The organism is Streptomyces tsukubensis, assembly GCF_003932715.1.
Taxonomy (GTDB): Bacteria; Actinomycetota; Actinomycetes; order Streptomycetales; family Streptomycetaceae; genus Streptomyces; species Streptomyces tsukubensis.
On the sequence record NZ_CP020700.1, the window covers coordinates 3,262,977 to 3,275,664 of the forward strand.

Below are 12,688 nucleotides of genomic sequence, written 5' to 3' on the forward strand. Positions count from 1 at the left end.
GGTCTTACAGGCGCGGTGCCCGGGCGGCGAAGGTCACGAAGGAGGACCAGGCAGCGGTGGGGATATGGAGAGCCGGACCGTCCTTGACCTTGGAGTCGCGGATACCGATGTGGGTGGCGAGGTCAGCGACCTCGACACAGTTGTTGCCGGTTCCGTCACTGTACGAGGACTTGAACCAGGCGGCCTCGACGCACTCGTTCCCCGTGCCGTCGCTGTAGGACGACTTGAACCACGGACCGGCAGGGATCAGCTCTATCGCGGAGTGAGTATTGATGGCTCTACTACCTTCTCGCTAGTTCCGTCACAAAGGCGATGGTTTCCTCGACCCCGAGGGCCACACCCACCATCGAATTGAACCGACGCATGAACCGGCTCACCTCTTGCGGTTTGTCCGAGGTGGAGATCGCACCCCATGCGTTGTCCGTCTGTACCCGGGATGGCAGGTCCCCGAGATCGAGGATTCGGAAGTCGTGGACGGCACGGTACCCACGACGGAACGGGAGAACCTGTATCGAGACGTGATCCAGGCTCGCCAGCCGGATGATCTCCTCGTACTGGCCACGCATTACGTCATGGTCACCCACTGGGATCCGCAGCGCCGCTTCACCCAGGATGATTCGAAGCCGTACTGGTTTCTCCCGTACCAGAACCCTGCGCTTGCGCTCCATTCGGAGTTCAACATTGCGGTTGACGAACTCTGTAGTGGTGTCTTCTACCGGGCGGCTCATCTCGTAGATGGCCTTGGCGTACTCCGCAGTCTGGAGCATCCCGAACACCACCGTCGGGTGGTACGCCGTGATGGCGACCGCCTCTGCTTCAAGCCCCACGTAATGCGGCATGCCAGGTGGCATGAAACTGCGGTACTGCGTCAGCCACTCCTCGTTCGGCGCCTCCCGGTTCAGCGCGACCAGCTCCTCAACGAGTTGCTCGTCCGTCACGCTGTACCGCTTCAGCAGCGTCCGCAGTACCCCGACGTTTCGTCGGAAGTTGAGTTCACCGAGTTCGATCCTCGTGAGGGTCGCCTCGGAGAAGTCCTTCAGCCCCCGAACGGCCTCCTTGCGGCTCATGCCTCTGCCACCGGCCCGCTCGACGGGCGGACAGTTCTCCCGTAACTGCCGGAGTTGAATGCCTAGTTCCAGGCGACGGCCCGTCGCCCCGCGTTTGGCTCCCACCTGCGCACCCCTCCAGGGCCCGTGTGCGTGTTCAGTATGCCGCTGTGCAGGTCCGTCGCGCCTCTGTGCAGGCGCCGACGGCCGTTGAGCACGCCCCCGCATAGTCCACTTTGGCCACTCGCAGGGTATTCAGCGGTGTTCGTATTGCGACTCGTTCAGTCCCGCCGTCACGGTAGTTGAGGCAGCACACGCAGGCACGACCTTGCCGCAGAACCACTCTGCAAGGTGGCGATTCGCACGCCTGCACGACAACCCAACGGGCTTGCGAGAGGGACTCGTCATGAGCACCATCACGACCGAACCGGCTCCGGTACCCGCGGCCGGATTTGAAGTGCGGTTGAACCGGTCCGGGAAGGCCGGTGATCCGCTCACCGACGAGGACCGGCTGTGGCCCGGACTCATGCGGTACGCGGCTCAGGCCCACACCCGGCTGTGGCGGCTGGACCATCTCACCGATGCCGTGGATCTGATCGTCTCCGAGCTGGTGACCAACGCGCTCGTGCACGGCGAGGGTGCCGTGGACATCCGGATGTGGCGGACGGACAAGCGGTTGTTCGTGGAGGTGGGGTCGGCCAGTCCGCGGGTGCCCCGGATGCGGGAGTCCGGGCCGCTCGACGAGAACGGGCGGGGGCTGCATCTGGTGGCCGTACTGGCGGACGGGTGGGGGGTGACGGCCGGAGGGGCCTGGTGTGCGCTGCGGGTCGACCGGGAGGCGGCGTGAACGGGCAGCGACCCACAGAGGCAGGTACGCGCCTCCCCGCGAGGCCGCTGAATCTGCTGGAAGCGTGGCCGGACGTCGTCATACTGCCGAGCAGCCTCGCCCGGGGGCTGGTCGTCACGGAGCCGCCGTACTGGGAGCCGCTCTCCGGCCATCACGCGGTGGGTTCGCCGGGAAGGGCGCCGAGGGGTGCGAGGATCCCCTTTCGTGGCGGCAACCGCGCCGTCGCGTCACCGCCGGCGAAAGGGCCGATCGTGTCCGAGCAGCAGCCGATGTCACCGTCGGAGTTCAACCAGAAGATCATCGAGGAGTTCCGGGGGAACGCGGGCCGGGTCGGCGGGATGTTCGAGAACCTTCCGCTGGTGCTCCTCACCACCACCGGCGCCCGCACCGGGAAGGTGACGACGACCCCGCTGGCGTACACGCAGGACGGCGACCGGGTGCTGGTCTTCGCGTCCAACGGTGGCGCCGACCGGCACCCCGCCTGGTACTGGAACATCTCCGCGCACCCCAGGGTGACCGTGGAGGTCGGGACCGGGAGCGGTGAGGTGGAGACGTACGAGGCCACCGCGGTCGCCCTCCAGGGCGAGGAGCGCGACCGGCTGTACGCGGCGCAGGCCGAGCGGGTCCCGGCCTTCGCGGAGTACCAGGCCGGGACCAGCCGGGTGATCCCCGTGGTCGCGCTGGAGCGCACAGCGCCGTAGAGCCGTAGGGCCGTAGAGCTGCAGAGCGTAGGGATCAGCCCGCCCAGAGGCCATCCGCCGTCAGGCCCAGCAGGTCGATCGCATTGCCCCGGACGATCCGCTCCACCACGTCCGGGGCGAGGTGGCCCATCTGCGCCTCACCGACCTCGCGGGATTTGGGCCAGGTCGAATCGGAGTGGGGGTAGTCCGTCTCGTACAGCACATTGCCGGCGCCTATCGCGTCGAGATTGCGCAGCCCGAAGGGGTCGTCGAAGAAGCAGCCGTAGATGTGCTCGGCGAAGAGTTCGGACGGCGGGCGCAGCACCTTGTCCGCGACCCCGCCCCAGGCGCGGTTCTCCTCCCACACCACGTCGGCGCGTTCGAGGATGTACGGGATCCACCCGATCTGGCCCTCCGCGTACATGATCCGCAGGCGGGGGAAGCGTTCGAACTTGCCGCTCATCAGCCAGTCGACCATCGAGAAGCAGCAGTTGGCGAAGGTGATGGTGGAGCCGACGGCGGGCGGGGCGTCGGCGGAGGTGGACGGCATCCGGGAGGACGAGCCGATGTGCATGGCGATGACCGTTCCGGTCTCGTCGCAGGCGCGGAGGAAGGGGTCCCAGTCGTCGCTGTGGACGGAGGGCAGTCCCAGGAACGGGGGGATCTCCGAGAAGGCGACCGCGCGCACGCCCCGGGCGGCGTTGCGGCGGACCTCGGCGGCGGCGAGTTCCGCGTCCCAGAGGGGGACGAGGGTGAGGGGGATCAGCCGCCCCGCCGCCTCGGGGCCGCACCACTCCTCGACCATCCAGTCGTTGTAGGCGCGGACCGAGAGCAGGGCCAGTTCGCGGTCCTTGGCCTCGGTGAAGGTCTGGCCGCAGAAGCGGGGGAAGGTGGGGAAGCAGAGCGCGGACTGGACGTGGTTGACATCCATGTCCGCGAGGCGCTCCGGGACGCTGTAGGAGCCGGGCCGCATCTGCTCGTAGGTGATCACTTCGAGCCTGATCTCGTCGCGGTCGTAGCCGACGGCGGTGTCGAGGCGGGTGAGGGGGCGGCGGAGGTTCTCGTAGAGCCACCAGTCACCGATCGGGCCGTCGTCCCCCTTCTCCCCCATGACGGGCGCGAACTTTCCGCCGAGGAAGGTCAGCTCCTTCAGGGGGGCGCGGACCACGCGCGGGGCGGTGTCCGCGTACTTCGACGGGAGCCGGTCCCGCCAGACATGAGGGGGCTCCACCGTATGGTCGTCCACCGAGATGATCTTCGGGAAGGTCTCCATGGATTCACGGTAGCGCCGATCTGACGGTTCGTCAGCAAGCTGGTTCACCGGCGGTACGGCACCGGAGCGACGGGGCCGGACCGGCAAGGCGGGCGCCCTGGCCGGACACACCCCACCAGCCACACGGGCCTCTCCAGCACCCCGGGGAACCACGACCCCCTCCGCCGCGTCCTTCCCTGTGCCCCCGCCGAGCGCGCCGCACGCCGTGTGTAGTGTGCAAGCGGAAGTGACCGCTCCAAAAAACCCAGGGGGATCCCCGTCATGCCCGCCACCAGGAGGAACGTCCGTCTGGCAGCCGCCGCGGCGCTCGTCGCACTCGCCGTGCCCGTACTCGCGGGCTGCGGTATGGAGACCACCGCGCCCGCGACCGCGCGCGGGGACGCGAAGGGCGAGCCGGCTCCGGGGACCACCGACTGCGAGAAGGTGAAGTGCATCGCGCTGACCTTCGACTCCAGCCCGGGCAAGAAGACCCCCCAGCTGCTCGACTACCTCAAGAAGGAGAAGGTCCCGGTGACCTTCTTCGTGATGGGCCGGAACCATCTGACCAAGTGGCCCGAGGTGGTGAAACGATTCTCCGACGAGGGTCACGAGGTCGCCAACCACACCTGGACCCACCCCCGGCTCGACAAGCTGAAGAAGGACGAGATCCGCGAGGAGCTGTCCCGGACCAATGTCGAGCTGGAGAAGATCACCGGGCGCAAGCCCACCCTGATGCGGCCGCCGCAGGGGCGGATCAACGACGACGTGACCGCCGTGTCGAAGGAGCTGGGGCTGGCCCAGATCCTCTGGAACGCGACCGCCAAGGACTACTCGACCAACGACTCCGCACTCATAGAGAGCCGCATACTCAAGCAGGCCAAGAAGGATGGAATCATTCTTTTGCATGACATCTACGACGGGACGGTTCCCGCCGTTCCCGGGATTGTCACGGAGCTGAAGAAGCGCGGCTACACCTTTGTCACGGTGTCCCAGTTGCTGGCCCCCGCCAAGGCCAACCCTGGTGAAATCTACCGGCCTTGACGCTTCGGCCCGGGGCGACAAGGGAAAGCGGAGGAACGATTGCCGGATGTGGCGGAAGATCGCCATGGGGCGTTACGGGCCCCGGGGGCCGGGCATTGAGCCGAATGAAGCGCTCCGCCTGCTGACGGGGCCGTCGTACACAAGGCAGACTGTCGGATGCGAACCGGCAGTTGGGGGCAGGGGGCAGCATGGACCGTGACAGCGGGCCTCGCGTACCGGAGCAGCGCACTCCGGCGCCCAACGAGGCCAGTGGAGCCAACGACGCCGTCGACCTCCGTTTCAGCGTGCTCGGTCCCGTGCGGGCCTGGCGCGCCGGGCAGCCGCTCCCGCCGGGCTCCCCGCAGCAGCGGGCCCTCCTCGCCGCGCTGCTGCTGCGCGACGGCCGGACGGCGACCTCGCACGAGCTGATCGACGCGATCTGGGGCGAGGAGCCGCCGTCCCAGGCACTGGCCGCCATCCGGACCTATGCGCACCGGCTGCGCAAGGTGCTCTCCGCGTCCACCCTGGTCTCCGAGTCCGGCGGTTACGCCCTGCGGATAGAGCGGGATGCCCTCGATCTCTCCGTGGCCCAGGAGCTGGCCGCCGCGGCCGAGAAGGTCCGGGCCGCCGGGGATCCGGGCCAGGCCCGGATGATGATCAACAAGTCCCTGGGGCTGTGGGACGGCGAACCGCTGGCCAATGTCCCCGGCCCCTACGCGGAGAACCAGCGCACCCGGCTGGACGAGTGGCGGCTCCAGCTCATGGAGACCCGGCTCGACCTGGACCTGGAGGTCGGGGCCCACGCCGAGGCCGTATCGGAGCTGACGGCCCTGACCGCCGCCCATCCGCTGCGCGAGCGGATGCGGGAGCTGCTGATGCTCGCCCTCTACCGCAGCGGCCGCCAGGCCGAGGCCCTCGCGGTCTACGCGGACACCCGGCGGTTGCTCCTGGAGGAGCTGGGCGTCGACCCCAATCCCGAGCTGTCGCAGCTCCAGGAGCGGATCCTGCGGGCCGACGCGGCGCTCGCCGCGCCCGTCGAGCACCATCCGGCGCCGACGCCGCTCGCCCAGCCCGCGCAGCTTCCGGCGACCGTCCCGGACTTCACCGGCCGGGCCGCGTTCGTCCGGGAGCTGAGCGAACAGCTCGCGACGGCCGAGGGCTCCGTGATGGCGGTGTCCGCGCTCGCGGGCATCGGCGGCGTCGGGAAGACGACGCTCGCCGTCCACGTCGCCCACGAGGCCCGCCCCCGCTTCCCCGACGGCCAGCTGTACGTCGATCTCCAGGGCACCAGCACCCGCGCCGCCGAGCCCGAAGCGGTCCTGGGCGCCTTCCTGCGCGCCCTGGGTCTGCCCGAGGCCGCCGTCCCGGACACCCTCGACGAGCGGTCCGCGCTCTACCGCTCCACCCTCGCCGGGCGCCGGGTCCTGGTCCTGCTGGACAACGCCCGCGACGCCGCCCAGATCCGCCCGCTGCTGCCCGGCACCGCGGGCTGTGCCGCGCTGGTCACCAGCCGGGTGCGGATGGTCGACCTCGCCGGGGCGCATCTGGTCGACCTCGACGTGATGTCCCCGGAGGAGGCGCTCCAGCTCTTCTCCAGGATCGTCGGCTTCGAGCGGGTCTCGGCGGAGCGGCAGTCGTCGCTGGACGTGGTCGCCGCCTGCGGCTTCCTGCCGCTGGCGATCCGGATCGCCGCCTCCCGGCTGGCCGCGCGCCGCACCTGGACCGTGTCGGTGCTGGCCGAGAAGCTCGCCGACGAACGCCGCCGCCTCGACGAGCTGCAGGCCGGCGATCTCGCGGTGAAGGCCACCTTCGAGCTGGGGTACGGCCAGCTGGAGCCCGGCCAGGCCCATGCCTTCCGGATGCTGGGGCTGGCGGACGGTCCCGATATGTCCCTGGCCGCGGCGGCCGCCGTCCTCGGGCTCCCGGTCCAGGAGACGGAGGACCTGCTGGAGGCCCTCGTCGACACCTCCCTGCTGGAGTCCGCCGCCCCCGGCCGCTACCGCTACCACGACCTCGTCCGGCTCTACGCCCGGTCCTGCGCCGAACGCGACGACACCTCCGAGGAGGGCGAGGCGGCCCTCGCCCGGCTGCTGGACTTCTATCTCGCCACCGCCGCCCGGGTGTACGGGATCGAACGCCCCGGCGACCGCCTCGTCGACCACGTCGGGCCGGTGAATCTCGAAGGGGTGGTCTTCGCCGACCGCCGCCGCGCCCAGGACTGGCTGTACGCGGAGGCGAACTGCCTGCTGGCGAGCGCCCGGCAGGCGGCGGGCGGGCGGCGGCTGAAGCTCGCCGCCGATCTGCTGTGGGCCGCGCAGGGGCTGGCCGAGTCCGGGGCCAACTCCAAGCTGTACGAGCTGGCCGCCCTCGCCGTGCGGGACGCCGCCCGGGCAGCCGGGGAGCTGCGGACCGAGGCCCGGGCCCGGGTGTCGACGACCAATGTGCATCTGATCGCCGGGCGTTACGAGGACGCGGACGACGAGGCCCGGATCGCGGCCGAGCTGGCCCGCGCCGTCGGTGACGCCGCCCCGCAGTACTGGTCGGACAACGACCGGGGCATCATCGCCTTCAACCAGGGGCGCTACGAAGCGGCGGAGGGCTTCCTGTGCAGCGCCTCCGAGGGCGCCCGGCTCGACGGCAGCTTCTCCAGCGAGGCCAGCGCCCTGTGCAACCTCTCCCGTACCCAGCTCGCCCTCGACCGGGTGCCCGAGGCGATCGACCTGGCCCGGCAGGGCGTCGCCATATACGAGCGGATCAACCACACCCTCCGGCTGGCCAACGCCCGCTATGCGCTGGGCGTCGCCCTCACCCAGGCGGGGCGGCACGCGGACGCGCTGGAGCAGCTGGCCGAGGCCCTGGACCTGTTCGAGGCCAACCGGCAGCGGCTCTGGGAGGGCACGGCCCATTTCCGGATCGCGCAGGTCCATCTCTCGGCCCGCCGCGCGGCCCGCGCCGCCCAGCACTGCGAACAGGCCCTCGCCATCGGCTGCATCGGCGGCGACCGGATCCGGGGCATCGTGCTGATCACCCTGGGCCGGGCGCTTTCGGCGCTGGGCCAGGCGGACCGCGCCCGGGTCTGCTGGGTGGAGGCCAGATCCCTTCTGGAAGCGGCGGGAGCACCGGAAGCGGAAGAGGCCAGAGCGCTGCTCTCACCGCTGAGCACGCTCTGACGGCCCGGCGGTCCGGCCCCGGCCCCTGCGGTCCGCCGGGCCGGCCCGGCGCGGGATCCACGGGCGCGGGATCCGCGGGCATCGGCAGCCCGGTGCCAAGCGGAAGGGCGGCCGGGGACAGAACGGAGGGAAAACAGAGCGGGCGTCAGGGGGCCGCAGCGGACCCGAATCCGGGGGCGTGAAGGCGCTCGGATGCGATTTCCGGGGGCGCACTCTCGAACACGCTCGACGCGACTGCCCGGCGGGCAGCCGCGTTTCCCCTGCTGAGAGCAGTTGTGACCGCTTTCTGTCTCGACGTTCATCGAATGTTTATGCCGGTCCGACATGCTCGTCAGCAGTCGATCCGTCGCAACGGGGGGCAGACGGATCACGCGGGACCTGCTCCTCTCCGGGGGGTCAGGAGCAGGTCCCCCGGCCTTCCGTCCGGGAACCCTCGGGGGAGTCCCCGGCCGGAAGGCCCCTTTCGTTATCCGGCACCGACACATGGGGGACAGGAAAGATGACACAGAACAGTTCGAACGATTTCATCGCACGGGGCGCCGCGCAGGCGCCTTCCGCGCCCGAGGGCATCCTGCCCCGCGAGCGCCACACCCCGGCGCCGCCCGCTCCGGGTCCGGTCACGCCGCCCGTCGTCCCGGCCGAGTCCGGCACCGGCACCGGCACCGGTCAGCCGCAGCCGCCCGTACCGCCGGTCGGCAACGACCCGGTCGGGGCACCGCAGGGCGAGACGAAGGCTCCGGTCCCGCCCGCCGAGGGCATCCTGCCCCGCGAGCGCCACACTCCGGCTCCTCCGGCGCCCGGCCCCGTCACCCCGCCCACCACGTCCGAGGCTCCCGTCACTCCGCCCGTGACGCCTCCGGCCACCACGGGCGACGGCGCCCCGGCGACGGCGGACGGCGCTGCCACGCCGCCCGTCCCTTCGCCCGAGCCCACGGTGAACGAGGAGATCGTCACGATGGAGCGCCACACTCCGGCACCGCCCCGGCCCAAGGACTGAGGCCCAGGCCTCGGCGCCGAGGCCTGGGGCCGAAGCTCCGTCTCCGGCCCCAGGCCTGAGCCCCCCGGGGCCGGAGACGGCCGAGACGGCCAAGACGGCCAACAAAGCGAGGTACGGCCGCGGCTTCCGGGGGGAGCGCCGCGGCCGTACCGTTCCGTCCGGACCCGACGGGCCGATGACCACCACCTTTCACCAGCGAAAACAGCCATCACAGCGTTCCCACACGTCACTTGAGTCCACTCCAACCCCATAGAGGTCAATCCCGGACATAAGTGGCCGATCATTAAAACAAGTTCACAAATTCTTCCCGGGGCCCCTCCCGCAACCGATCACTAACGGTGTGTACTTGAGCGGTCGTCGACGACGACACCAGAACCACCACCCTCCCCAGAGGTTTCGATGATCGAGATACCGGAGCTGGCCGCCGCGGGCCTGGCCGCCGGGACCCTGTCGGCCCTCGTCCTGGGAGGTGGCCTGCTGCGGGCCCGGCGTACGGGGGCCCGGCGGGCCGCCGAGATCGAGACGCTGCGGACCCATCTCGCCGTCGCCCGCGAGGAAGCCGACCGTACGGCCGGGGCCTGTACGGCCGAGGCCGCCCATCTCGCGGAACACAGGCTTCCGGCCACCGCCACCCGTGCCGTCCACCCCCATGTCCGGGTCCCCGGCCCGCTGCGCCCCGAGGTCGCCACCGGCGAACTGGGCACAGCCCTGGACAGCATCCTCACCGGTGTGGGCACCGCTCTCGACCAGGAGCGGAAGCGGGTCGACGCCGCGGCCCGGGCCGTGATGCGGGGGGCGACCCGAGAGGTCCAGGCCGGGCTCTACCGCCTCCAGGACGATCTCCGCGCCCTCCAGCAGCGGTACGACGACCCCGAGCTGGCCCGCACGCTCTACGCCCTCGACCACGAGAACGAGCAGTCGCTGCGCCGGGCCCAGGTCGCGTCCGTGGTCTGCGGCGCCTGGGTCGGTCTGGCCCGTGAGGACTCGCACCTGGTCGACGCGGTGACCGGCGGACAGTCCCGGCTCGTCGGCTACGAACGCGTCGAGATCGGCAACCATCTGGAAGACGGCACCGCACTCGTCTCGCACGCCGTCGAACCCGTGGCGATCATCGTCGCGGAGCTGCTCGACAACGCCCTGCGCCACTCCTCCTCCGACACCCGGGTCATGGTCCATCTGGAGCGGGCGCACCACGGCGTCACCGTGACCGTGGACGACGCGGGCGTCGGCATGGGCAGCGACGAACGGGCCTACGCCCAGCGGATGGCGGCAGGCAGCGAACCGATTCTCCTCTCCGAACTCGGTGATCCGCCGCGGATGGGCCTGGCCGCCATCGGCCAGCTGACCCGGCAGTTCGACCTGTCGGTGGACCTGTCGTCGCCGTCCCCCTACGGGGGTGTCCGCGCCGTACTGCTGATCAAATCCCATCTCCTCAGCCGGATCGACCCCGTCGAGCAGCCCCCGGCCGCCAGCGCCCCGCGCTCCACCCGGGGCGCCGCGGAGGCAGCGGCGCAGGAACGGTCCGGCCGCCATCTGCTCACCGATCTGCACGGACTGCCCGTCCGGCAGAGCCGCCGCCCCGCCCCGGCCGCGCCCGCCCCGGCACCGGCCTCCGGTACGCCCGCCGACCTGCCCGCCGAACGGCCCGCAGACGCGTCGGCGGATGTTTCCCCGGCCGCACCGCCGCGGCAGCCGGACCCGGCACCGGCACCGGCGGCCGAACACCCCCAGCACCACCGGCCGGAAGGCGACGCGCTCCCCCGGCGCCGTCGCCGGGTCCGGCCGGACGGAACCGACGGAACGGGGGCGGCCCCCGCCCGCCCCCGTCCCCCCGTGCGGACCCCGGAGGAGGCCGCCGCCGCCCTCGGCGCGCTCCAGGCCGGCACCGCGGCCGCACGCAACGCCGCCGAATCCGGCGCCCTCGACCCCGGCGCCGGCCCCACCGAAGGGAACGACCCCCGATGACCACCCGTACCTCCCGCGACTCCGGCGACACCGCGTGGGTGCTCGACCCGATCCTGGAGATCCCGCATGTACGGGCCGCCGTCCTGCTGACCCTCGACGGCCTGGTCTCCGGCTACTCCGACCGGCTGTCCCGGCCGTCGGCCGAACGCACCGCCGCCATCATCAGCACCGTTCAGGGCGCCTGCCGCAGCGCCGCGGCGACCTTCGCCGACCGGGACACCGCCGAGGTGCGCCAGGTCGTCATCGAGTCGGACCACGGATACATCCTGGTCGCGCCCACCCGCCACGGCACCTGTGTCGCCGCCTACGGCGACCCCGAGGTCCGGCTCGACCTGCTGGCACACCGGGTCCACTCCCAGGTCGCCCGGCTCGGCGAGAAGGCCATGTCCGCGGCGCCCCGCGGGACCGATGGCGACGTCACTGCCGGATGACGGCCCGCCGGGGCGGCCGTCCCCTGGTCCCGGCGTATCTGTCGACGGGTGGTCAGACCAGTCCCGGTACGGACTCCCTGGAACGGCTGTCGATCCTCACGGGCCTGGTCGCACCGGGCGGCGGTACGGACCCGGACCCCGGGAACGAACCGCCGGCCCCCGAAGACCCGCACCCGGCGGGGTCGGCGGGGTCGGCGGGTACGACGCCGGTACGGGCACCGGCGCCGGATCCCGCGGACCGTAACACCCCTGACACCCCTGAGCACGGCGTGCCGTTACCGCTGCCGGCCGGTCCCGCCCCGGGACTGCCGCCCGGACTCCCCGCGGCCGAATGGGCGCTGCTCGACATCCTCGACGGCGGTTCCCTCACGGTCGTCGAGGTGGCCGCCCTCCTCGGGCTGCCGGTGTCCGCCGTCCGCGTGCTCGCCGCCCGGCTCATCGACCGGGGGCTGGTCCGCGCCCGCCCGCCCATCCCCTGCGCAGCCATGCCCGCGCCCGATCTGTTGAAGAGAGTCGTCGATGGCCTCCGCGCCCTCAAGCTCTAGCCACGGCTCCGGCGGTATGCATCTGCCGGACGATACCCGCGAACTGGTGAAGATCCTGGTCGTGGGCCCTTTCGGGGTCGGCAAGACCACCCTGATCGACTCGGTGTCCGAGATCCGTCCGCTGCATACCGAGGAGCAGCTCACCGAGGCGTCGGTGGCGGTGGACGATCTCGCCGGACTCCGGGACAAGACCACCACGACCGTGGCGATCGACTTCGGCCGGATCTCCCTCGCCGGCGGCATCGTGCTCTATCTGTTCGGCACCCCCGGGCAGGAACGATTCAGGACCCTGTGGGCAGACATCGCGTACGGGGCGCTGGGCGCGCTGGTGCTGGTGGACACCCGTCGGATCGACGCCTCGTTCGAGGTGCTCGGGCTGGTGGAGGAGAGCGGTCTGCCGTACGCGGTGGCGCTGAACACCTTCCCGGACTCCCGGGACCACTCCGAGGAGGAGTTGCGGCGGGCGCTGGACCTGGAGCCGGCGACCCCGATGGTGCGGTGCGACGCCCGGGACCGCAACGCCTCCGTCGACGCGCTCCTCGCGCTCGTCGAGCATCTGCTGACGCTGACGCCCTCCGGCGGTGCGCCGTACGCGCCGCCGGAGCACACCCTCGCCACCAGCCCCCGGACGGAGAGCCAGTCCCGGTGAACCAACCCCCCACCTCCTCCCCCGAGCCCCCGCACCCCTGCCGCACCTTCCTCACCGAACACACCAGCCACACAGGCCATACAGGC

Annotated in this window: 11 protein-coding genes and 1 pseudogene; 9 read left to right on the top strand and 3 right to left on the bottom strand. The window is 71.3% G+C overall.

The window, feature by feature from the left end; genetic code table 11:
- Nucleotides 1-4: 4 nt before the first annotated feature.
- On the bottom strand, nucleotides 5-274 hold the full coding sequence (locus B7R87_RS12740) for a DUF397 domain-containing protein (protein WP_391116759.1): 270 nt from the start codon (nucleotides 272-274) through the stop codon (nucleotides 5-7).
- Between the two features lie 7 nt (nucleotides 275-281).
- Nucleotides 282-1,067, bottom strand: a complete 786-nt coding sequence (locus B7R87_RS12745) for a DUF5753 domain-containing protein (RefSeq protein WP_006348679.1) — start codon at nucleotides 1,065-1,067, stop codon at nucleotides 282-284.
- Between the two features lie 385 nt (nucleotides 1,068-1,452).
- Between B7R87_RS12745 and B7R87_RS12750 the strand changes: the two genes are divergently transcribed.
- Together B7R87_RS12750 and B7R87_RS12755 are read left to right on the top strand one after the other, a co-directional pair.
- Nucleotides 1,453-1,893 (top strand): ATP-binding protein, encoded by a 441-nt coding sequence (locus B7R87_RS12750; protein ID WP_006348678.1) that lies wholly within the window; start codon nucleotides 1,453-1,455, stop codon nucleotides 1,891-1,893.
- 251 nt (nucleotides 1,894-2,144) lie between these two features.
- Nucleotides 2,145-2,594 (top strand): nitroreductase family deazaflavin-dependent oxidoreductase, encoded by a 450-nt coding sequence (locus tag B7R87_RS12755; protein WP_006348677.1) that lies wholly within the window; start codon nucleotides 2,145-2,147, stop codon nucleotides 2,592-2,594.
- 34 nt (nucleotides 2,595-2,628) lie between these two features.
- Here B7R87_RS12755 and B7R87_RS12760 read toward each other — a convergent pair whose 3' ends face one another.
- Nucleotides 2,629-3,846, bottom strand: coding sequence for an amidohydrolase family protein (locus B7R87_RS12760; protein WP_006348676.1), 1,218 nt, complete (start codon nucleotides 3,844-3,846; stop codon nucleotides 2,629-2,631).
- Nucleotides 3,847-4,107: 261 nt separating this feature from the next.
- Here B7R87_RS12760 and B7R87_RS12765 point away from each other — a divergent pair, with 261 nt between their 5' ends.
- The 7 genes and pseudogenes from B7R87_RS12765 to B7R87_RS12795 all read left to right on the top strand — a co-directional run bounded on the left by B7R87_RS12765 (nucleotide 4,108) and on the right by B7R87_RS12795 (nucleotide 12,602).
- Nucleotides 4,108-4,866 carry a polysaccharide deacetylase family protein gene (locus B7R87_RS12765; protein WP_006348675.1) on the top strand — a complete coding sequence of 253 codons (759 nt, stop codon included), beginning with the start codon at nucleotides 4,108-4,110 and terminating at the stop codon, nucleotides 4,864-4,866.
- Between the two features lie 188 nt (nucleotides 4,867-5,054).
- A complete protein-coding gene (locus tag B7R87_RS12770; RefSeq protein ID WP_006348674.1) occupies nucleotides 5,055-8,015 on the top strand; it encodes an AfsR/SARP family transcriptional regulator in 2,961 nt (986 codons plus the stop codon).
- 499 nt (nucleotides 8,016-8,514) lie between these two features.
- A complete protein-coding gene (locus B7R87_RS12775) occupies nucleotides 8,515-9,012 on the top strand; it encodes a hypothetical protein (RefSeq protein WP_130585079.1) in 498 nt (165 codons plus the stop codon).
- A gap of 399 nt (nucleotides 9,013-9,411) precedes the next feature.
- Nucleotides 9,412-10,977, top strand: a complete 1,566-nt coding sequence (locus B7R87_RS12780; protein WP_130585080.1) for an ATP-binding protein — start codon at nucleotides 9,412-9,414, stop codon at nucleotides 10,975-10,977.
- Entirely contained in the window at nucleotides 10,974-11,408 is a 435-nt protein-coding gene (locus B7R87_RS12785) for a roadblock/LC7 domain-containing protein (protein ID WP_006348672.1), read from the top strand. The genes B7R87_RS12780 and B7R87_RS12785 overlap by 4 nt, the downstream gene beginning before the upstream one ends.
- A gap of 305 nt (nucleotides 11,409-11,713) precedes the next feature.
- Nucleotides 11,714-11,953, top strand: a pseudogene (locus tag B7R87_RS33510) (DUF742 domain-containing protein); the annotation flags it as partial.
- Nucleotides 11,928-12,602, top strand: a complete 675-nt coding sequence (locus B7R87_RS12795) for a GTP-binding protein (protein WP_078902302.1) — start codon at nucleotides 11,928-11,930, stop codon at nucleotides 12,600-12,602. The pseudogene B7R87_RS33510 and the gene B7R87_RS12795, both read left to right, overlap by 26 nt.
- Nucleotides 12,603-12,688: the final 86 nt, after the last annotated feature.